The organism is Pseudarthrobacter cremeus (assembly GCF_051857465.1).
Classification (GTDB): Bacteria; Actinomycetota; Actinomycetes; order Actinomycetales; family Micrococcaceae; genus Arthrobacter.
The window spans coordinates 159,805-180,372 of record NZ_JBPZHC010000004.1 but is presented as its reverse complement, the minus strand read 5'-3'; the positions used below and the strand labels follow the sequence as shown (position 1 = coordinate 180,372).

The 20,568-nt window shown below is 63.3% G+C and carries 18 protein-coding genes; 13 read left to right on the top strand and 5 right to left on the bottom strand.

Features of this window, described 5'->3' with window-relative positions:
• The first annotated feature begins 5 nt into the window (after nt 1-5).
• Nucleotides 6-860: a PPK2 family polyphosphate kinase gene (locus tag ACS5PJ_RS09360; RefSeq protein WP_439434632.1), complete on the top strand. Its 855-nt coding sequence runs from the start codon at nt 6-8 to the stop codon at nt 858-860.
• An 88-nt stretch (nt 861-948) separates the two neighbouring features.
• Here ACS5PJ_RS09360 and ACS5PJ_RS09355 read toward each other — a convergent pair whose 3' ends face one another.
• Complete coding sequence (locus ACS5PJ_RS09355; RefSeq protein WP_354146115.1) at nt 949-1,167, bottom strand: exodeoxyribonuclease VII small subunit; 219 nt, start codon at nt 1,165-1,167, stop codon at nt 949-951.
• Between the two features lies 1 nt (nt 1,168).
• Nucleotides 1,169-2,473: an exodeoxyribonuclease VII large subunit gene (gene xseA / locus ACS5PJ_RS09350; protein ID WP_439434631.1), complete on the bottom strand. Its 1,305-nt coding sequence runs from the start codon at nt 2,471-2,473 to the stop codon at nt 1,169-1,171.
• Nucleotides 2,474-2,647: 174 nt separating this feature from the next.
• Between xseA and ACS5PJ_RS09345 the strand changes: the two genes are divergently transcribed.
• Together ACS5PJ_RS09345 and ACS5PJ_RS09340 are read left to right on the top strand one after the other, a co-directional pair.
• Complete coding sequence (locus ACS5PJ_RS09345; RefSeq protein WP_439434630.1) at nt 2,648-3,499, top strand: hypothetical protein; 852 nt, start codon at nt 2,648-2,650, stop codon at nt 3,497-3,499.
• Between the two features lie 9 nt (nt 3,500-3,508).
• Nucleotides 3,509-4,588: a 4-hydroxy-3-methylbut-2-enyl diphosphate reductase gene (locus ACS5PJ_RS09340; protein WP_439434629.1), complete on the top strand. Its 1,080-nt coding sequence runs from the start codon at nt 3,509-3,511 to the stop codon at nt 4,586-4,588.
• A gap of 112 nt (nt 4,589-4,700) precedes the next feature.
• Here ACS5PJ_RS09340 and ACS5PJ_RS09335 read toward each other — a convergent pair whose 3' ends face one another.
• Complete coding sequence (locus ACS5PJ_RS09335; RefSeq protein ID WP_439434628.1) at nt 4,701-5,912, bottom strand: DNA recombination protein RmuC; 1,212 nt, start codon at nt 5,910-5,912, stop codon at nt 4,701-4,703.
• Between the two features lie 116 nt (nt 5,913-6,028).
• Between ACS5PJ_RS09335 and ychF the strand changes: the two genes are divergently transcribed.
• Nucleotides 6,029-7,114, top strand: coding sequence for a redox-regulated ATPase YchF (gene ychF, locus ACS5PJ_RS09330; RefSeq protein WP_439434627.1), 1,086 nt, complete (start codon nt 6,029-6,031; stop codon nt 7,112-7,114).
• Between the two features lie 134 nt (nt 7,115-7,248).
• Entirely contained in the window at nt 7,249-7,767 is a 519-nt protein-coding gene (locus ACS5PJ_RS09325) for a hypothetical protein (RefSeq protein WP_439434626.1), read from the top strand.
• 21 nt (nt 7,768-7,788) lie between these two features.
• Here the strand turns inward: ACS5PJ_RS09325 and ACS5PJ_RS09320 are convergent, their stop codons facing one another.
• Complete coding sequence (locus ACS5PJ_RS09320; protein ID WP_439434625.1) at nt 7,789-8,829, bottom strand: LLM class flavin-dependent oxidoreductase; 1,041 nt, start codon at nt 8,827-8,829, stop codon at nt 7,789-7,791.
• A 131-nt stretch (nt 8,830-8,960) separates the two neighbouring features.
• Here ACS5PJ_RS09320 and ACS5PJ_RS09315 point away from each other — a divergent pair, with 131 nt between their 5' ends.
• The 6 genes from ACS5PJ_RS09315 (at nt 8,961) to typA (ending at nt 18,604) form a co-directional block, all read left to right on the top strand.
• On the top strand, nt 8,961-10,733 hold the full coding sequence (locus ACS5PJ_RS09315) for an ABC transporter family substrate-binding protein (protein ID WP_439434624.1): 1,773 nt from the start codon (nt 8,961-8,963) through the stop codon (nt 10,731-10,733).
• A 261-nt stretch (nt 10,734-10,994) separates the two neighbouring features.
• Nucleotides 10,995-12,680, top strand: coding sequence for a peptide ABC transporter substrate-binding protein (locus tag ACS5PJ_RS09310; protein WP_439434623.1), 1,686 nt, complete (start codon nt 10,995-10,997; stop codon nt 12,678-12,680).
• Between the two features lie 126 nt (nt 12,681-12,806).
• Complete coding sequence (locus ACS5PJ_RS09305; RefSeq protein ID WP_354146105.1) at nt 12,807-13,736, top strand: ABC transporter permease; 930 nt, start codon at nt 12,807-12,809, stop codon at nt 13,734-13,736.
• Complete coding sequence (locus ACS5PJ_RS09300) at nt 13,726-14,670, top strand: ABC transporter permease (RefSeq protein WP_439434622.1); 945 nt, start codon at nt 13,726-13,728, stop codon at nt 14,668-14,670. Before ACS5PJ_RS09305 ends, ACS5PJ_RS09300 begins: the two co-directional genes overlap by 11 nt.
• 11 nt (nt 14,671-14,681) lie before the next feature.
• A complete protein-coding gene (locus tag ACS5PJ_RS09295) occupies nt 14,682-16,388 on the top strand; it encodes a dipeptide ABC transporter ATP-binding protein (RefSeq protein WP_439434621.1) in 1,707 nt (568 codons plus the stop codon).
• Nucleotides 16,389-16,675: 287 nt separating this feature from the next.
• Complete coding sequence (gene typA / locus ACS5PJ_RS09290) at nt 16,676-18,604, top strand: translational GTPase TypA (RefSeq protein ID WP_439434620.1); 1,929 nt, start codon at nt 16,676-16,678, stop codon at nt 18,602-18,604.
• 96 nt (nt 18,605-18,700) lie between these two features.
• On the opposite strand, the gene ACS5PJ_RS09285 is transcribed toward typA, so the two are convergent.
• Nucleotides 18,701-18,940: a putative acetyltransferase gene (locus ACS5PJ_RS09285; protein ID WP_439434619.1), complete on the bottom strand. Its 240-nt coding sequence runs from the start codon at nt 18,938-18,940 to the stop codon at nt 18,701-18,703.
• 134 nt (nt 18,941-19,074) lie between these two features.
• On the opposite strand from ACS5PJ_RS09285, the gene fdxA reads away from it, so the two are divergent.
• Together fdxA and dapC are read left to right on the top strand one after the other, a co-directional pair.
• Complete coding sequence (gene fdxA / locus ACS5PJ_RS09280) at nt 19,075-19,398, top strand: ferredoxin (protein ID WP_108600463.1); 324 nt, start codon at nt 19,075-19,077, stop codon at nt 19,396-19,398.
• A 13-nt stretch (nt 19,399-19,411) separates the two neighbouring features.
• Complete coding sequence (gene dapC, locus ACS5PJ_RS09275) at nt 19,412-20,560, top strand: succinyldiaminopimelate transaminase (protein WP_439434618.1); 1,149 nt, start codon at nt 19,412-19,414, stop codon at nt 20,558-20,560.
• The last annotated feature ends 8 nt before the right edge of the window (nt 20,561-20,568 follow it).

Sequence of the window (20,568 nt, the reverse complement as noted above, 5' to 3'; positions counted from 1 at the left end):
CCGTCATGGACGGCGTCGTCGAGTTCGATCAGCACCCAGCCGAAACACTGAGGATCGGAAAGGACTTTTCCCTCGCCGACTCAGACCCCGACGCCACCCCGGGGTACCCGGGGAACAAATCCGACGGCCAGACCATACTTGCTGAGCTGGACGGGGCAGTGGCCGAATTCCAGGAAAAGCTGTTCGCGGAGTCCCGCTTCGGCGGGAAGAAAAGGGTGCTCCTGATCCTGCAGGCCATGGACACGGCCGGCAAGGGCGGAATCGTCAACCATGTTATTGCTGCCATGGACCCGCAGGGAGTGCAGTTCAAGGCCTTCAAGGCACCCACAGACCAGGAGAAATCCTACGACTTCCTCTGGCGGATCGAAAGGGAGGTGCCGGCCGCGGGGATGGTGGGCATCTTTGACCGGTCCCATTATGAGGACGTCCTGATCCACCGGGTCCATAACTGGGCAACGCCCGAGGAAATCAAGCGCCGCTACCGGGCCATTAACGAATTCGAGGCGCGTCAGACTGACGCAGGCACCAAAGTCGTCAAGGTGATGCTCAACATCAGCAAGGATGAACAGAAGGCCAGACTCCTCGCCAGGCTGGACAACCCCGCCAAACACTGGAAATACAGCAGCGGGGACCTCAAGGAGCGGGCGTTCTGGAACGACTACATGGACGCCTACCAGGCCGCCTTCGACGCGACCAACACCGAGGCGGCCCCGTGGCACGTGGTTCCGGCCAACAAAAAGTGGTACGCCAGGATCGCCGTGCAGCAGCTGGTGCTCGGAGCATTGTCAGACCTGAAGCTCGACTGGCCCAAGGCCGAGTTCGATGTTCCCATCGAACGCGAGCTGGTCGAAAGGTCCTGAACTGTTCGGGGGCCGGCATGGTCCCGGAGGCCGGTCGGCCCCCCGCAGGCGGTATGCTCCCGCATGCGGTCAGCTTCCCGCAGGCCGGTCAGAGCGGTTGGTCGCGTGCGGCGGCCAGCCGTTTCCTTGCCCCCTCGAGCCACTCCTCACAGCGTTTGGCCAAGGCTTCGCCGCGTTCCCACAGCGCCAGCGACTCCTCAAGGCTGGCACCGCCCGCTTCGAGCCTGCCTACCACCTGCACCAGCTGTTCGCGGGCTTCCTCGTAGCTCAATGCCTCGATGTCAGAACCGGTTTTTGCCTCAGTCATCTCATTCTCCTTCTTCAAGTTCGCCGGTGGAGGCCGCGCCGAAGCGGCCCAGTGCCACCCGGACCGTCAACGGTGTTCCTGCCGGTGCCTGGGTGGGGTCGCGGACCACAGCGTGCCCCGAGGGTTCATCCGGCCGGGCCGCACGGCCGGTGATGAGCTCCACCACGGCGTAGCCCCGGTCAAGGGTTTTTTGGGGTGAGAGGGCCCGCACCTGGGCCTGCAGGTGAACCAGTTGGTCGGCCGCGCGTACCACGGTGGAGCTCACGGCCGCAGATGACCTCCGCAGGAGCCGTTCGATCTCCTCTGAGCGGACGGTGACCATGCCCTCCGGGGTGGCAAGGACCGGCCTGGAATGGAGGGCGGAGAGCCGCTCAGATTCCCGTTCCACCAGCCTGCCGATGAAACGGCGAAGGTGTTCCCGCGTCTGGCGCACGCTGGCCAATTCCTCGGCTACATCAGGGACGATCCTTTTGGCGGCATCGGTGGGCGTCGAGGCGCGAAGATCCGCGACGTCGTCGAGCAGGGGGCGGTCTGCCTCATGGCCGATGGCGCTGACCACCGGGGTGGCCGCAGCCGCCACGGCACGGATCAGTTCCTCGCTGTTGAAGGGCAGCAGGTCCTCGAGGGCGCCTCCGCCGCGGGCTATGACGATGACGTCCACATCCGGACGGCCGTCCAGCTCGTTGAGCGCGCGGATGATCTGGGAGACTGCGGTGTTGCCTTGGACAGCGACCTCGCGGATCTCGAATTCCACCGCGGGCCAGCGCAACGCGGCGTTTTGGAGGACGTCTTTTTTGGCGTCCGAGTCCCGGCCGGTGATCAGGCCGATGCGGTGGGGGAGGAGGGGCAGGGGCTTCTTCCTTGAGTCAGCAAACAGGCCTTCCGCGGACAGTGCCTGGCGCAGCCGTTCGATGCGTGCCAGGAGGTCGCCCAGGCCAACAGGCCTGATGTCCCGGACCTGCATGTTGATTCGTCCGGTCTTCAGCCAGAATTCCGGCTTGAGCAGGGCGACCACGCGGGAACCACGCTCAAGGGGCAGATTCTGGCGCTCCAGGATCTTGGACCAGACCGAAGCCGGAAGGGACACCTCGGCGTCGACGTCGCGGAGGGTCAGGTAGGCGTTGGTGCCGCGCCGGTTAAGTTCGATTACCTGGCCTTCGACCCAGGCGGCCGGTGCCCGGTCTATGTGCAGCTTCAGTTTCTGCGACAGCAGCTGAAGGGGCCAGGGATTGTCCGGGCTCGTATCAGCAGCGGTGGCAGGCAGGGTTGAGGGTGCCGTGCCGGGCAGTGCAGCCTGTTCAGACATGCGCCGGCCCTCGGAAAGGTGTGGCTGGTGGCATGGGCGGTCCTCTGTCTGAAGAGTCGTGTTTCCGGGGTTGTGTCTCAACCTTATCCATAACCTGTATCACCCCGGACTGACATTGTTCCTCCATGTGGCCCCTCTAAGATGGCACTGCCGCCCGAAGATTAAGGACCTGCTGTGCGTACTGTTGTTTCTGCCGTTGCCGTCATTCTGGGCGTCGTGCTCGCCGCACTGGCCGTCCCGGCGATCTGGCTTGACCGCAACGTGGTGCAGGAGGACGGCTTCGTGGCATTGGCTGCGCCGCTGGGCAGTGATGATGAGTTCCAGCAACGGCTGGCCGCGGCTGCCGTTGCAACCATTGACACCAGCGCCGTCCCTCAGTCCCTGACCGGCCTCCTCGAGCCGGTGCTGAAGTCGGCAGCCGGGTCCCTGACCGGGCTGCCGGGTTACCCCGCCGCCTGGGAAGAGACACTCCGAAGGAGCCACCGCCTGAGCTTCGCGGACCCCGAAAGCCTCCCGGCCGAGGTGGATTCCACCACTGCGCTGACCCTTGACGTCGCCCCGCTCGTTTCCCTGGGCGTGGAGGAGTTGAGCCGGACTTCGGGGCTGCCACTGGATCCGCCCGGCCAGACGCTGATCAACGTCGGCCAATCCAACCAGCGTCAGCTGATCGAACAAGCCGCCGCCTACGCGCCACTGGGGTACAGCGTCGCCATCGGTGCCGGCATCGCATTCCTTCTGGCACTGGTTGCCGCCCGTCGTCGCTGGGTGGTGGTTTTCAGCGTCGGAATTGCTGCACTCCTTCTCGCCGGGATGTGGACTGCCGGATCCCAACTCGCCGGAGACGCTGTGCTCGCGACGGCGAGTGGAAGTGAGATCGCAGACATGTTCAAAAACGAATTCGTCGCTGCGGCTGCCGGGAGCTTCCGGACGTGGACTTTGGCGGCCGCGGTTGCAGGCGGAGCCCTGGCCTTGGTTGGCATTGTGGTGCGCATCGCTTCTCCGGCACGTAAGGGTTCAACCCGGTAGCATGGTGCCATGACCTCCACCGCTGTGCCCCTTTCGATGCCAACCGTCCCGCGCAGGCGGCGCACGCCAGAGGAAGTGTCCGCGGCTGCTCCCGTAGCGGGCCCCAAGAAAGTCCTCCTCGCAGCCCCCCGCGGTTACTGCGCCGGCGTGGACAGGGCAGTCATCGCCGTGGAAAAGGCGCTGGAGCACTACGGTCCGCCCGTCTATGTCCGGAAGCAGATCGTGCACAACGTCCACGTGGTCAGTTCCCTTGAAGCCCAGGGCGCAATCTTTGTCGATGAGACGGACGAGGTCCCTGAAGGCGCGCTGGTGATTTTCTCCGCCCACGGTGTGTCACCGGCCGTCGTCCAGTCAGCCGAGGACCGCGGGCTGCGCACCATTGACGCCACCTGCCCGCTGGTCACCAAGGTGCACAAGGAAGCCGTGCGCTTCGCCAAGGACGACTTCGACATCCTGCTGATCGGCCACGACGGTCATGAAGAGGTTGAGGGAACGGCGGGCGAAGCCCCCGAGCACATCCAGATCATCAACGGCCCCCACGAAGTGGACAAGGTCACTGTCAGGGATCCCGAGAAGGTCATCTGGCTGTCCCAGACCACGCTTAGCGTTGATGAGACCATGGAGACAGTCCGGCTGCTGAAACAACGTTTCCCCACACTGCAGGACCCGCCCAGCGACGACATCTGTTACGCCACCACCAACCGCCAGGTGGCCATCAAGAAGATCTCGCCGCAGGCCGAACTGGTGATTGTGGTGGGATCAGCCAACTCCTCAAACTCGGTGCGCCTGGTGGAGGTAGCCCTGGAATACGGGGCCAAGGCCTCCTACCGCGTGGACTTCGCCAATGAGGTGGACGAAGCCTGGTTCGAAGGCGTGGCAACAGTCGGTGTCACCTCCGGAGCGTCAGTGCCCGAGGTTCTGGTCAAGGACGTGCTGCGGTTGTTGGCCGATTACGGCTACGGCTCGGTGGAAGAAGTGGTCACGGCCGAGGAAGACCTCCTCTTCTCTCTGCCCAAGGAGCTCCGGGCAACCCTCAAGGAAGCCGGCGACGTCAGCCGGGCCCTGGGCGGCCGCCGGTCCCGCAGTTAGCCGGCCCCGGCTAACGCGCGCAGGTAGCGCGCCCACAGCGGACGGTCCCGCAACTGACTGGTGACCGTCCAAACTGAAACCCCCGGTTTGTCGTCAGGCGGCAAAGCCGGCATCAGGCGGCGGTGTCATCCTCCTGGAGCTCGGGGGCAGCCAGTGAACGGGGGGTCACCTCCAGGGCCGCCGGCGTTACCAGGCCCGCTTCGTCCAAAGCATTGAGCTTGCGTGCCGTCGGCAGGATCCGCGCTTCCAGGGTGCCGACCATCGAGTTGTAGCGGTCGACTGAAGACTTCAGGGACGTGCCCAGCTTGCTCACGTTCTCGCCCAGCGTTCCCATGCGCTCATACAGCTGCCGGGCGAGGTCAAACAGCTCCCTCGCACTGTCCGTCAGCACATCCTGCCGCCAGGTGAAAGCCACCGACTTCAGCACTGCCAGCAGGGTGCTTGGTGAGGCGAGGACCACATTCCTGGACAATGCATGGTCCAGGAGGGTCGCATCTGCAGTCAAGGCGGCCGCCAGGATGGATTCGGCAGGCAGGAAGCAGATGACCAGCTCGGGGGAGTTCCCCGGAATGTCCCAGTACTTCTTGCTGCTCAGGGAGTCCACATGGGCGCGCAGGGCCTTCGCGTGGGCAGCCAGCAGGGACTGCTGGCTGCCGGGGTTCCTTGCCGGGGCGCCCGGCACGTGCTGCATACCCAGTTCCTGGGCCTCCAGGTAGGAAGACAGCGGCACCTTGGCGTCCACCACCAGCTGCTTCTGGCCGGGCAGCTGGACCACCAGGTCAGGCCGGAGCGCAGAGTCAGAGCCAGTGCTGTGGACCTGCTCAAGGAAGTCCACGTGCCGTAACATGCCTGAGGCCTCAACCACCCTGCGGAGCTGCACCTCACCCCACTGCCCGCGCGCACTGTTGGACCGAAGCGCCGACTCCAGGGCATGGGTGGTGCGGATGAGCTGGGCGTCGGACAGCCTTGCTTCCTGAAGCTGCTGGGCGAGCTGGCCGTACTGTTCCAAGCGGTCGCGTTCCAGGAGCGCTACCTGCTGCTGGACCGCGCTGAGTTTCTCAGCGACGGGTGCCAGTGCCCTCAGCACACTACCGTCCTGGTTCCGGGCCTCACCCAGTTCCCGGTTCTGGAGGGATAGGAGCCGGCGCTCCGCGTCAGCGGCCGCAAGCTGGGCGCTCACGCCCGAAAGGCGGGATGAGACGGCGTCGAAGTCCTCCTCCAGCGCGCGGGTGCGCCTTCGCAGGAGGAAGTAGGCGGCCGCGGCGCCGATAACGGCACCCACCAGCAGCATCAACAGGGCGAGAATCAGGGCTAAAGCATCCATAGCCTCACTGTGGCACGAGGCTGTGACAATTTGCGGAACCGACATATTCCACCAGCGCGGTCACCTGCGCCGGCCCCGCGGGCCATTGCTTCCCGCAACCGGTAGAATCAATGCTCGTGGCTCTTACTATCGGCATCGTCGGACTGCCCAACGTCGGCAAATCAACTCTCTTCAACGCACTGACCCGCAACCAGGTGCTGGCAGCGAACTATCCGTTCGCCACCATCGAACCCAATGTCGGCGTCGTGAACCTGCCGGATCCCCGGCTCAAGCAGCTCGCGGAGATCTTCGGCTCCCAGCGCCTGCTGCCCGCACCGGTATCCTTTGTGGACATCGCGGGCATCGTGAAGGGTGCATCCGAGGGCGAGGGCCTCGGCAACAAGTTCCTGGCCAACATCCGTGAGGCCGAAGCCATCGCCCAGGTGGTCCGCGTGTTCGATGACCCGGATGTGATCCACGTGGACGGCAAAGTGGATCCCCGCTCGGACATGGAGACCATCAACACCGAGCTGATCCTGGCCGACCTCCAGACCATCGAAAACGCCATCCCCCGGATCGAAAAAGAAGTCAAGATCAAGAAGCGGGACGCGGCCGAGCTGGCAGCCATCCAGGCAGCCCGGAAGGTGCTGGAACGCGGTGACACCATCTTCGCCTCGATCAAGAGCGACAAGCTTGAAATGGAGCACCTCAAAGAACTCAGCCTGCTGACCGCCAAGCCGTTCATCTACGTGTTCAACGCCGACGAAGGCATCCTGGGCAGCCCGGAGAAGCAGGACGAGCTGCGTGCCATGGTGGCTCCCGCTGATGCCATCTTCCTCGACGCCAAGCTCGAGTCCGACCTCGTTGAGCTGGACGAGGAGGAAGCCCGGGAAATGCTGGAAATGAACGGCCAGGATGAGTCCGGCCTTGACCAGCTGGCCCGCGTCGGTTTCCACACCCTCGGCCTGCAGACCTACCTGACGGCAGGGCCCAAGGAAACGCGGGCCTGGACCATCCATCGCGGGGACACCGCGCCGCAGGCCGCCGGCGTCATCCACACCGACTTTCAGCGTGGTTTCATCAAGGCTGAAGTCGTTTCCTTCGACGATCTCATTGATGCCGGCTCAATGGCGGAAGCCAAGTCGCGTGGCAAGGTCCGTATCGAAGGCAAGGAATACGTGATGGCCGACGGCGACGTGGTGGAGTTCCGCTTCAACGTATAGTTACGGCCAGAAAAATCGCGTCCAGGTGCAGCCGGGGCGCGATTTTCCATACCCGGCCGGAGTCCATCACAAGGGTTATCCACATGCCCGAATATGGCGTTTACGTGCGGCCGCGGTCCGGCGATGCTTGGCCAATGGGAATCCGATATTACGCGTACGCATTCGACGGCAACCTGACAGATCAAGCGCTTGCCGATCCTTTCAGCTTTCTCTCCGATGATCCACTCGCCGATGCATGGGGATTCGACCACGGTGCCACGATTGCCACGCCGACGTTTGAGCAAACCGTGCCTCATCGGGACATGCTGTACCTCGACAAAGCCTGGCGGCAGCTGCAGTGCCTCACTGCACCAGCGGAACCAGGCCTGATCGCCCGTCGTGCCTATCGGATGTTCGAGGGCTCGGTGGATATGAACGGCATGGGGTGGGACCCTTGGGTGCGGACATTGACCCCACCGGAGGTCTTGGCTGTCGCGGGGGACCTGGAGCATATCTCCGACGAGGACGTGGAGTTGCGGCTGCGGGAATTGCGTTTCTTCGGTCGGGACTTTGATGATGAGTTCGGCGTTGTCGTGAACTACCTTCGGCAGGCGCGGACCTTTACGGCGAACCTCGCTGCCGAGGGACGCGGCATGGTCTACATGATCGGATGATGGCCGCAGGCAGTCGGGGAACTACCCGGCCGGAGTCCAGCCCAGGGCGGGCCCCAGTCTGGTGGCAATGTCCGTGAGGATCTGGACGTAATCCTCATGATCGAAGCTGAAGGGCAGCGCGAACGCCGCTTCGTCCACCTCTTGGAATCCCTCGTGTGCGTACAGCTGTTCGGCGATCTGATCGCTGGTCCCGATGAGGTCGGGAGCGAACAGCATCCCCTTTGGCCCCTGCGGCGCCCGGGTACGGGGGGTGCGTTCATCCACGTATCGCTGGTACTTCTCCCGCTGCTTTGCTGTAGCCGAATCGGTCGGAATCACCACGAGGCCCTGTGAGACCCGGGCCGGTCGGTGCGCCGGACCTGATGCCGCGGCGGCCTCACGGTAGGCGCGGATTTGTGATTGCTGGATCCGGGCAAACGACGGTTCCTGATTGGTGTCGGCGAAGATCACACTGCTGGATAGCAGATTGAATCCGTTTGCCCCGGCCCAGATAGCCGACTTCTTGCTTGCCGCCCCATACCAAAGACGTTCGCGCAGTCCGGAAGAGTGCGGCTCGACGCGGTTGGAGAATTCCTCCACAACACCCTGCCTGCCGGAAAATTCCCGGACCGGTTCGCCTGCGATCAAGCGGGCAAGCCGCTCAAGGCGTGCGTAGCTGAAGTCCTCCAGCCCGGCCGAATCCGGGTACAACTCGTGCTTCACCGTGTCGTAGTGCATTGGTTCACCCACGCTCAGGCCCGGATTGATCCGTCCGCGCGCGAGCAGATCCACGGTGGCCAGGTCTTCGGCCAGGCGCAACGGGTTTTCCCATCCCATCGGGGTGACGGCCGTTCCAAGCTCGATCCGGGAGGTGCGCTGGCTGGCCGCGGCCATGATCGCGATGGGGGAGGAAATGCCGAACTGCAGATGGCGGTGGCGCAGCCAGGCACTGTCGAATCCAAGCCGCTCGCCCAGTTCGATGATCTGCAATGTCGTTTCATGCCCCGCGGCTGGATCCGCAGGATCGAACAGGCCAATCGTGAGGAATCCGAGCTTGCGTAGCGGTCGTGAGGAGTCGGGCATGGCTTCCTTCAAGGATCGATATACGGCTGGCCCTCATGATATGCCGACATTCGTCCACGCCCTGAACCGCTAGAATTCAAGGAAAACGGGGACATTCAACGTCTGATTCCGGACAGGCAAAAGGAGACGGCATGCCCTTGGGGCGTTTGATTCAAGTCATCACCGGGGCCGTCGCTGCAGCCTTGGTCCTCTCAGGGTGCACTGGTTCCGGGGGGAGCGCTCCGGTGGTGGTTGGTGAGACGAACCGGAGCGGGAGCGTCACTGTGGCCGAGGTGAACGCCTTCACCTCCTTCAATCCGTTCAGCGCCGACGGAAATACGGACATCAACGCCAAGATCGGCCATATCACCCACTCCGGGTTCTTCTACGTCGATGACACCGCCAAAGTGGTCCGGAACGAGAAATTCGGCCGCTACGAAAAGATTTCCGACAAGCCTCTCAAGGTGAGGTACACGGTTAACGAGGGCGTGAAATGGTCCGATGGCGCTGCCATCGACGCCGGCGATCTGCTCCTGTCCTGGGCGGCCGGATCCGGCTATTTCGACGATGCCGACGCGCAAGCAGGGACCGGCACCACTTACTTCGCGGCAGCAGGCGACAAGACCGGCCTCGCCGCCACCGTCTTTCCCGAGATCGGCAGCGACGGCCGTTCCATAACCCTGGAGTACGCCAGCCCGTACGCGGATTGGGAGACGGCGTTCGACGTCGGACTGCCCGCCCACGTCGTCGCCGCGAAAAGCGGCCTGAGTGACGAGGCCGACCTCGTAGACCTGCTCAAAGAGTCACCCGGGGGCGACCCTACGGAGCCCGAAGTCAATCCGACACTGAAGCGAATCAGCGGGTTCTGGAACTCCGGCTTCGACGCCAAGACCTTGCCGGATGACCCTGCGATTTACCTTTCCAGCGGCCCTTACATCGTTCGGGACATCAATCCCGGCGCGTCGATCAAGCTGGTCCGCAACAGGGACTACGTGTGGGGACCCGAGCCATTCCTCGATGACATCACCGTCCGCTTCACCGGGGCCGTCCCTGCTGCGGTCGCCGCACTCAGGAATGGACAGGCGGATATCATCGCCCCTCAGCCATCGGCGGGTACCCAAAGCCTGTTCGACGGGCTGAAGGACCAAGGCAACACGGTCGTGCAGTACAGCCAGGCCGGTTATGACCATCTTGATCTCAAGTTCTCCGGACCTTTCGCCGACAAGGACGTCCGTCAGGCGTTCTTGAAAACCATTCCGCGCCAGGAGATCGCGGACGCAATTGCCGGGAGCGGGTCCGCGGCCGACGCCAAACCTCTTGATTCGCAGGTTTTCCTTCCGTCCCACCCCAAGTACCAGGACACCGTGAAAAACAACGGTTCGGACCAGTATTCCGAGGTTGACATCCCGCGCGCCAAGTCGCAGCTGCGTGGTGCCGCCCCGACCATCCGGATCCTGTACAACCGGGACAATCCCAACCGGGTACGGGCTTTTTCCCTGATCCGCGACTCGGCCCGGCTGGCCGGGTTCAAGGTGGAGGATGCCGGGCTGGGAAACTCCGACTGGGCAGCAGCGCTCGGAAGCGGAAACTACGATGCTGCCATTCTCGGCTGGATCAGCACCGGAGTCGGAGTCGGGCGGATCCCGCAAATCTTCAAAACCGGTGGGGGCAGCAACTTCAACGGCTTTTCCGACCGCGACGCCGACAAAGTCATGGAGCAGTTGGCGACCACCACTGATCTGGCCAAGCAGGACGAGCTGATGGCCGAGGTCGACCGGCGGGTGTGGGACAGCGCCTATGGCCTGCCGCTCTACCAGACTCCGGGGACGGTGGCTTTCAGCAACCGCGTGACGGGCGTCAAGCCCAGTCCGGGCCCCCTCGGCATCTGGTGGAATGTTGGGGAATGGCGGTTGAACAGGTCGTAGCGGATGCCTGAAGACTCCCAGCCAGGCCTCGATTCGCCGCATTTACTACCAAGAAGTAACATGTGACGTGCACAACTTTCGGCGCCCGGCTAGTTATCGGCGATTAACTGGTTACGGTTTGGCAACGGAGTACCAGCATTTGGACATTGTGCGGCTAGGCTTCTCGTATATGTAGGCTCCGTCACAGTGCAAACCTGTGACTGGCCTGCCGGGGAGCAAAAGATTTCCCCTGAATATCTCCCACAACTCATAGGAGGCGGAATGCGTTTTACGCGCACTTCCAAAGCACTCGGCATGGTGGCAATCGCCGCTCTTGCCCTGACCGGCTGCGGCGCTGGAGGCGGCAGCAATGACGGTGCCAGCCAATCTGCCGGCGACCCGAACAAGGTCATCACTGCCTACAACAGTGAACCCCAGAACCCGTTGCTGCCTGCGAACACCAACGAAACCAACGGTGGCCGCGTAGTTGAACTGCTCTTCGAGGGTCTGCGCGCCTACGACCCCGACGGCAAGCCGGTCAACGCCCTGGCAGAGTCCATTGAGTCGCCGGATGCCCAGAACTGGACCATCAAGGTCAAGCAGGGCCAGAAGTTCACGAACGGCGAGGCCATCACCGCCAAGACGTTCGTTGACTCCTGGAACTTCGCCGCGAACTCCAAGAACCTCCAGAACAACGGGTTCTTCTTCGAATCCATCGACGGCTATGAAGCGGTTTCCGCTGTCACCACCACCACATCGGCTGACGGCAAGAAGACAAGCACTCCGGCGCCCACCGCCGAAACCATGTCCGGCCTGAAGGCCACGGATGATTCCACCCTTACCGTGAAGCTGGCACAGCCGGAGGCCGACTGGTCGCTTCGCCTCGGCTACTCGGCCTTCTACCCGCTGCCGTCCGCAGCCTTGGCTGACCCCAAGACCTACGGCGAAAACCCGGTAGGCAATGGCCCGTACAAGTTTGAAAAGACCGGCGCCTGGGTCCATGACCAGTCCATCGCGCTGGTGAAGAACGCTGACTACAGCGGTCCCCGCGCAGCGAAGAACGGTGGCGTGACCTTCAAGTTCTACACGGACCCGAGCCCCGCCTACACGGACATTCAGGCCGACAACCTGGACATCACAGACGTGCTGCCGTCCAACGCCACGAAGACCTTCGCGACTGACTTCCCGGACCGCAACGCCAGCAAGCCCGTGGCCACCAACGGCACGCTGAACATCCCCGGCTACAACGTCAACTTCCAGGGCGAAGCCGGAAAGCTGCGCCGCCAGGCCCTCTCTTACGCGATCAACCGCGAAGAAATCACCAAGGTGGTCTTCAACGGAACCCGCACCCCGGCCAAGGGTTTCGCCCCGCCGGTCATCGATGGTTTCAAGGAGAACATCCCCGGCAGCGAAGTCCTGAAGTTCGACGCCGCCAAGGCCAAGGACCTGTGGGCACAGGCTGAAAAGATCAAGCCGTACGACAGCTCCAAGCCGCTCCAGATCGCCTCCAACACCGATGGCGGGCACAAGGAATGGATTGACGCCGTAGCCAACGGTTTCAAGAACAACCTCGGCATCCAGGCTGAAATCCAGCCCTTCGCCAAGTTCGCCGAAGTCCTCAACCTGCGCAAATCCCAGTCCCTCCCCGGTCTGACCCGCGCAGGCTGGCAGGGTGACTACCCGTCGCTCTACAACTTCCTCGGACCTGTCTGGGCCACGGGTGCTTCTTCCAACTACGAGAAGTACTCGAACCCCGAGTTCGACAAGCTCCTCAAGGAAGGCCTTGCCGCCAAGTCCACCACGGAGGCTAACGACAAGTTCAACAAGGCACAGGAGATCCTTTTCAAGGACCTTCCCGGCCTGCCGCTCTGGGATTACGCGAAGCCGATTGTGTGGAGCAACAACGTTGTGAAGGCCGAGACCGGCTGGAACGGCGGAGTCCTGTACTACAACATCACGGCCAAGTAATCACCACGATCTAACTTGCCGACAGGCGTTTTGGGGGTCCGGTCAACAGCCGGGCCCCCATTGTCCTGTACGGCAGGAAGGCACAAATGTCATCCCTTGCTTCCCTCCCGGAAGGCCGGTGATCCAGTGGTCCGCTTTATTCTTCGCCGGCTGCTCCAGGTAATCCCCGTCTTCCTAGGCACAACCCTGCTGGTCTATTACATGGTCTTCGCCCTCCCGGGTGACCCGATTGCGGCATTGTTCGGAGACCGCCAGCCTCCACAGGCGGTCATTGACACCCTGCGGACCCAGTACCACCTCGATGAACCGTTCTGGGTTCAGTACGGCATTTTCCTCAAGAATCTTTTCACCCTTAATCTGGGCAACGACTTCACCGGCCAGCCGATTGCAGCCACGTTGGGCAGGGTCTTCCCGGTCACGGCAATGCTCGCCGTCGAAGCCCTCATCATCCAGGCAGTCTTTGGGGTGGCCTTCGGTGTGTTTTCCGGTCTCCGCCGCGGCGGTTGGTTTGACTCCACTGTCCTGGTTGTCTCCCTTTTCGTTATCGCGGTCCCCACGTTCGTCCTGGGCTTCGTCTTCCAACTTGTCTTCGGCGTCAAGCTGGGCTGGGCGAAACCCACGGTGGGTGCGAACGCGGACTGGGGTAACCTGCTGTTGCCCGCCGTCGTTCTGGGCCTTGTGTCCTTTGCGTACGTGCTGCGGCTGACCCGAGCCTCGGTCAGTGAGAGCATGAACGCGGACTACGTCCGGACAGCCACGGCCAAGGGACTGTCCCGTCCCCGCGTCGTCATGGCCCACATCCTGCGCAATTCGCTGATCCCCGTGGTGACGTACCTTGGCGCGAACCTTGGCGGCCTGATGGGCGGTGCCATCGTCACCGAAGGCATCTTCAACGTTCCGGGGGTAGGAAACAAGCTCTACCAGGCCGTTCTCCGGACCGAGGGTCCCACCATCGTTTCGATCGTCAGCGTGCTGGTGCTCGTGTTTGTGGTGGCGAACCTCCTCGTTGACCTCCTGTACGCCTGGCTCGACCCGAGGATCCGTTATGACCAGTAATCACAACCACTTTGTGGCGCCCATCGACGAAACACCGTTGCTGGCAACTGACGCCGTAAAGAACGACCAGGCTCCGCTGAGCCTGTGGTCCGACGCCTGGCGGAAGCTTCGGCGTCGTCCGCTGTTCATCATTTCCGCGCTGCTCATCATTGCCCTGACCGTCATCGCACTGTTCCCGGGTCTGCTTTCGCAGGTAGCGCCGAACGACGGCTGCGAATTGGCCAATTCGGAGGCCGGTCCCACGGCCGGACACCCCTTCGGGTACACCTTCCAGGGCTGCGATATCTACTCCCGCGTCATCCACGGAACCCAGGCGTCGCTGTCTGTGGGCGTCCTGTCGGTGCTGTGCGTCCTGATTATCGGCGTGACATTCGGGGCACTCGCCGGTTTCTACGGCGGCTGGCTCGACATTGTTCTCGCCCGTCTCGGTGACATCTTCTTCGCGCTGCCTTTGATCCTTGGTGCCCTGGTGATCACCCAGCTGCCGCTGTTCCGGGAGAACAAGAGCGTCTGGACGGTCGTGCTTGTCATCTCGCTCCTCGCATGGCCTCAGATGGCCCGCATCACCCGCGGGGCGGTCATTGAGGTGCGCAATGCCGACTTCGTGACAGCCGCCCGTTCGCTCGGCGTCTCCAGGTTTGGCGCTTTGATTCGCCACGTCCTGCCGAACGCCCTGGCGCCGATCATTGTGCTTGCCACCCTGGAACTGGGTGTGTTCATTGTGGCGGAAGCGACCCTGTCCTTCCTGGGCATTGGGTTGCCTGAGGGTGTCATGTCCTGGGGGCATGACATCGCTGCAGCACAGTCCTCCATTCGGACCAAGCCGGAAATCATGCTCTACCCCGCGGCGGCCCTGTCCATAACGGTGCTGAGCTTCATTATGCTCGGCGACGCCGTCCGTGACGCCCTCGACCCGAAGAGCCGGCAGCGATGAAAGACAAGAAGATGACAATCCCAGAGATCCGCGTCGACGAGACGGGGTACGCAGGAACCAGGCCGCTCCTGGAAATCCGCGACCTCGCCATCACGTTCAGGACCAGCGGCGGCGACGTCCAGGCGGTCCGCAACGCCCACCTGACCATCATGCCCGGCGAAACCGTGGCCATCGTGGGGGAGTCGGGATCCGGTAAGTCCACTACTGCCCTTGCCGCCATCGGGCTGCTGCCGAACAATGGCCGAGTCTCCGCCGGTCAGATCCTGCTCGACGGCGAGGACATCGCCCATGCCACCGAGCAGCGCATGATCGAACTGCGCGGCAACACCATTGGCATGGTCCCGCAGGACCCCATGTCCAACCTGAACCCGGTCTGGAAAATTGGTTACCAGGTCAAGGAAACCCTCAGGGCAAACGGCCGGCCCAGCGGTCCGGATGACATCGCCAAGGTACTGTCCGAGGCGGGCTTGCCGGATGCCCACCGGCGTGCAAAGCAGTATCCGCACGAATTCTCCGGCGGCATGCGGCAACGTGCGCTGATCGCCATCGGCCTGTCGTGCCAGCCGCGGCTTCTGATTGCAGACGAGCCGACGTCGGCGCTGGATGTCACAGTCCAGCGGCAGATCCTGGATCACCTTGACACCATGACCACGGAACTGGGGACCTCCGTCCTGCTCATCACCCATGACCTGGGGCTTGCTGCAGAGCGCGCGGACAAAGTCGTGGTGATGTACCGGGGGCAGGTGGTGGAGGCCGGCCCTTCGCTGGAGTTGCTCCGGAACCCGCAGCACCCGTACACCAAGCGGCTGGTTGAGTCGGCGCCCTCACTGGCAAGCCGAAGGATCCAGGTCGCCAAGGAACAGGGTGTGGAGGCGTCAGACCTGCTCGCCCCCGCCGCCGTGACCTCCGTGTCGGAAAGTGTGCTGCAGATCCAGGACCTGCGCAAGGTCTACAAGCTCCGCCAGGGCCTGGGTAAAACGACGGACTTCGCGGCCGTGGACGGGGTGAGCTTCAACGTGAAGCGAGGCACCACCACCGCGATCGTGGGCGAGTCCGGCTCGGGCAAATCCACCGTGGCAAAGATGGTGCTGCAGCTGGAGAAGCCGACCGAGGGAAAAATCCTGTTCGACGGCGTAGACACGTCGCTGCTCAAGGCCAAGGAACTGTTCAAGTTCAGGCGGCGTGTGCAGCCGATCTTCCAGGATCCGTACGGCTCACTTGACCCGATGTACAACATCTTCCGTACCATTGAGGAGCCCCTGCGGGTTCACAAAATCGGGGACGCAGCCAGCCGGGAGAAGAAGGTCCGCGAGCTGCTCGACCAGGTCTCGCTGCCGCAGTCGACCATGCAGCGTTATCCGAATGAGCTTTCAGGCGGGCAGCGTCAGCGCATTGCAATCGCACGCGCCCTTGCACTCGACCCCGAAGTGATCATCTGCGACGAGGCGGTATCGGCGCTGGACGTTCTTGTCCAGGCCCAGGTGCTCAACCTCTTGGCGGACCTGCAGGGCAATCTCGGGTTGACCTACCTGTTCATCACCCACGACCTGGCTGTGGTCCGGCAGATTGCCGACCATGTGTGCGTGATGGAAAAGGGGAAACTGGTGGAAACGGGGTCTACGGACGAAGTGTTCGACTCCCCGCAGCAGGATTACACCAAGGCGCTGCTGAACGCCATTCCGGGAGCGAAGCTGATGCTTCCGCCCGAGGTGGCCTGACACTTCGCGTGATCCAAAGGTTGGAGCCGGCGTCCTTGGGGCGCCGGCTCCATCCTTTTTCGCCCACCAAGCCCCGGAGTCCCGTGAGCTTGGTCACCTAGGCGGCCGTGATGGGCGGCATCTAACCCCCGCGGAGGAGGGTCCGGCTGCGATTTTTAGGCCAATAAAACCCTCAGCGTCTAGAATGATGGAAGGCGCCCTGTGTTAATGGGCCGATCCGTCGTGCGTTCCGGTTGGAAATGCGGCGATACAACAGCTGACTTCACCACTGAATCGAGCAATAACGCATGTCTGAAACCACCACCAACACTGCGGTAGCCACTGCATCACGCAGTGACCTGCGTAACGTCGCGATCGTGGCCCACGTTGACCACGGCAAGACCACCCTGGTCGACGCCATGCTCAAGCAGACCAACTCCTTTGCCGAACACAACCACCTTGAAGACCGCGTCATGGACTCCGGTGACCTTGAGAGGGAAAAGGGCATCACCATCCTGGCCAAGAACACCACCGTGGCCTACAACGGACCGTCGTCCAACGGCGAAACCATCACCATCAACGTGATCGACACCCCCGGCCACGCCGACTTCGGTGGCGAGGTGGAGCGCGGCCTGTCCATGGTGGACGGCGTTGTGCTCCTCGTTGACGCTTCCGAGGGTCCGCTGCCGCAGACCCGCTTCGTGCTGCGCAAGGCCCTGGCCGCGCACCTGCCGGTCATCCTTCTGGTCAACAAGACGGACCGTCCCGACGCCCGCATCGAGGAAGTTGTCCACGAGTCCATGGACCTCCTCCTGGGCCTCGCCTCGGACCTCGCCGACGAAGTTCCGGACCTGGACCTCGACAAGATCCTTGAAGTTCCGGTTGTCTACGCAGCAGCGAGGGTGGGCCGCGCCTCCCTGGACCAGCCCGCCGACGGCTCCGCTCCGGACAACGAAGACCTTGAGCCGCTGTTCAAGACCATCATCGAGCACATCCCGGCCCCGACATACAACCCGAACGGTGTCCTCCAGGCCCACGTCACCAACCTGGACGCCTCCCCGTTCCTGGGCCGCCTCGCTCTGCTGCGCATCTACAACGGCACCCTGCGCAAGGGCCAGACCGTTGCCTGGGCCCGCGCCAACGGAGAGCTCAAGAACGTCAAGATCACCGAACTGCTGGCCACCAAGGCACTGGACCGTGTTCCCACCGAGTCGGCAGGCCCGGGCGAAATCGTCGCCGTTGCCGGTATCGAGGAAATCACCATTGGTGAGACCCTGACCGACGTCGACAACCCGCAGCCGCTGCCGCTGATCACCGTTGACGATCCCGCCATCTCCATGACCATTGGTATCAACACCTCGCCGCTGGCCGGACGGGTCAAGGGCGCCAAGGTCACGGCCCGCCAGGTCAAGGACCGCCTGGACAAGGAACTGATCGGTAACGTCTCCATCAAGGTTCTCCCCACCGAGCGTCCCGACGCCTGGGAAGTCCAGGGCCGTGGCGAGCTGGCGCTGGCAATCCTGGTTGAGCAGATGCGACGTGAAGGCTTCGAACTGACTGTTGGCAAGCCGCAGGTTGTCACTAAGACCGTCGACGGCAAGATCCACGAGCCGATGGAGCACATGACCATTGACGTACCGGAAGAGTACCTCGGTGCCGTCACCCAGCTGATGGCTGCCCGCAAGGGCCGCATGACCAACATGGCCAACCACGGCACCGGCTGGTGCCGCATGGAGTTCATCGTTCCGGCCCGTGGCCTGATCGGGTTCCGCACCAGGTTCCTCACGGACACCCGCGGCGCCGGCATCGCAGCCTCCATCGCCGAGGGCTACGAGCCGTGGGCCGGCCCGATCGAGTACCGCACCAACGGTTCGATCGTGGCTGACCGCTCTGGCGTGGTCACCCCGTTCGCGATGATCAAGCTCCAGGAACGCATGTCATTCTTCGTGCAGCCCACCTCCGAGGTCTACGAAGGCATGATCGTTGGCGAGAACTCACGCGCCGATGACATGGACGTGAACATCACCAGGGAAAAGCAGCTCACCAACATGCGTGCAGCGTCCTCGGACACCTTTGAGAACATGACCCCGCCGCGCAACCTGACCCTGGAAGAATCCTTGGAATTCGCCCGCGAAGACGAGTGCGTTGAGGTGACCCCGGAGTCCATCCGTATCCGGAAGCTCATCCTGGACGCCAGCGACCGCGCCAAGGCCACGCGCGCCCGCGCCAAGGTCTAATCGCTGAGAGCCAACAAAACTGCCGGTACGGCGAGCGGGATTCCCGCCGTCGTACCGGCAGTTTCTTTTTTGCCTGAAGCCAGCCGCGTGTGGAACTCAGCCGCGGGGCCGGCGCCGCGGCGGGGCGGGCGGCACTTCCTTCGCCGCCACCACGAGCTCCAAGGGGATCACGACGTCGGCCTGCCGCGTTCGGACGGTGCAGCCGCCGTCGGCGGTGCCCACCAGCAGTCCCAGGGCGTCCGTCAGGCCGCCTTCTATCCGGTAGCGGACCACCACCCGGGTTCCGGCGGCGGCAGTAGCCAGGAATTCCGCGGGCGAAGGCGTGGTGAGACTCACCACTTCATACTAAGCGGGCTGGCTAGGTTCGCGGGAACGGGCTGGGAGATAATAGGCTCAGTAGTCAACAGTCCGGCCCAACGTGCCGGATTCAGTGCCGGCGGCCGCCGGAAAATCGTGGAGAGGCAAGGGACGTGACGTACGTAATCGCGCAGCCGTGTGTAGATGTCAAGGACAAGGCATGCATCGAAGAATGCCCCGTTGATTGCATCTATGAGGGTGAGCGTTCCCTGTACATCCATCCGGATGAGTGCGTCGACTGTGGCGCCTGCGAGCCGGTGTGTCCGGTGGAGGCCATTTACTACGAGGATGACACCCCGGAAGAGTGGGCCGATTACTACAAGGCCAACGTCGAGTTCTTCGACGACCTGGGCTCTCCCGGTGGCGCTGCCAAGATCGGCAACACGGGCAAGGACCACCCGATGATCGCCGCCCTGCCGCCGCAGAACCAAGACTGACCCGGGCCCACCGTTGACCGCAGCCGTGAACAACTTTGGCCTGAGCCTGCCCGACTACCCGTGGGAGGCGATGGCGCCGTACCTCGCCAAGGCTTCGGAGTACCCTGGCGGGGCCGTGAATCTCTCCATCGGCACTCCGGTGGACCCCACTCCCGGGTTGATCCAGGAAGCCCTGAGGGCCGCAGCGGATGCCCCCGGGTACCCCACAGTCCACGGCACTGTCCCGCTGCGGGAAGCCATCGCTGCATGGTTCGGCCGGCGCCGGGGCGTTCCCGGACTGGACCCGAAGGACATCATGCCCACCGTCGGTTCCAAGGAACTGGTGGCGTGGCTGCCGCTGCTGTTGGGACTCAAGCCGGGCGACGTCGTCGTCCGTCCCAAAGTTGCCTACCCCACCTATGACATCGGTGCCACCTTTGCCGGTGTCACGTCGGTGGCAACGGACAACCTCGACGAGCTCGATGAGGCCACCCGCTCCCGCGTGCGGCTGATCTGGGTTAATTCGCCCGGAAACCCCACCGGCAGTGTCCGGGATGTTCAGTCACTGAAGGCCCTGGTGGCGCAGGCGCGGGACATCGGCGCCGTCGTGGCGTCGGACGAGTGCTACGCCGAGCTCGGCTGGGGCACTTGGGACACCCAGCGCGGCGGTCAGCCGGTGCCCAGCATCCTGGACCCCCGCGTGGCAAGCGGCTCCCACGAGGGGTTGCTCGCCGTTTATTCACTAAGCAAGCAGTCCAACGTAGCCGGTTACCGCGCCGCCTTCGTGGCCGGCGATCCGGTCATCATGGCCAACCTGGTCAACAGCCGCAAGCACGCGGGCATGATCGTTCCGTACCCTGTGCAGGAAGCCATGCGCGTGGCACTGGGTGACGACACCCACGTCCAGGCCCAGAAGGACCTGTACCGCGGCCGCCGGGAACGGCTGTTGCCCGCCCTGCAGGGATTCGGCCTGGAGATCAGGGAATCCGACGCCGGACTGTACCTTTGGTCCACCGCAGGCGAAAGCACGTGGGAGACCGTTGATCGCCTCGCCTCGCGGGGCATTGTGGTGGGGCCGGGTGTGTTCTATGGCGAGGCCGGCGACGGTTTTGTCCGCGTCGCGCTCACCGGCACTGACGAACGCATCGACGCAGCAGTGTCGCGGCTGGCTGCCACGCCGTAACAATGGTG

Bases quoted from the DNA above. Each gene is read 5' to 3' on its own strand.
- typA (WP_439434620.1), top strand. From the start codon at position 16,676: ATGTCTGAAACCACCACCAACACTGCGGTAGCCACTGCATCACGCAGT.
- ACS5PJ_RS09300 (WP_439434622.1), top strand. From the start codon at position 13,726: ATGACCAGTAATCACAACCACTTTGTGGCGCCCATCGACGAAACACCG.
- ACS5PJ_RS09335 (WP_439434628.1), bottom strand. From the start codon at position 5,912: ATGGATGCTTTAGCCCTGATTCTCGCCCTGTTGATGCTGCTGGTGGGT.
- xseA (WP_439434631.1), bottom strand. From the start codon at position 2,473: ATGTCTGAACAGGCTGCACTGCCCGGCACGGCACCCTCAACCCTGCCT.
- ACS5PJ_RS09295 (WP_439434621.1), top strand. From the start codon at position 14,682: ATGACAATCCCAGAGATCCGCGTCGACGAGACGGGGTACGCAGGAACC.
- ACS5PJ_RS09325 (WP_439434626.1), top strand. From the start codon at position 7,249: ATGGGAATCCGATATTACGCGTACGCATTCGACGGCAACCTGACAGAT.
- ACS5PJ_RS09315 (WP_439434624.1), top strand. From the start codon at position 8,961: ATGCCCTTGGGGCGTTTGATTCAAGTCATCACCGGGGCCGTCGCTGCA.
- ACS5PJ_RS09355 (WP_354146115.1), bottom strand. From the start codon at position 1,167: ATGACTGAGGCAAAAACCGGTTCTGACATCGAGGCATTGAGCTACGAG.
- ACS5PJ_RS09340 (WP_439434629.1), top strand. From the start codon at position 3,509: ATGACCTCCACCGCTGTGCCCCTTTCGATGCCAACCGTCCCGCGCAGG.
- ACS5PJ_RS09320 (WP_439434625.1), bottom strand. From the start codon at position 8,829: ATGCCCGACTCCTCACGACCGCTACGCAAGCTCGGATTCCTCACGATT.
- ACS5PJ_RS09310 (WP_439434623.1), top strand. From the start codon at position 10,995: ATGCGTTTTACGCGCACTTCCAAAGCACTCGGCATGGTGGCAATCGCC.
- ACS5PJ_RS09360 (WP_439434632.1), top strand. From the start codon at position 6: ATGGACGGCGTCGTCGAGTTCGATCAGCACCCAGCCGAAACACTGAGG.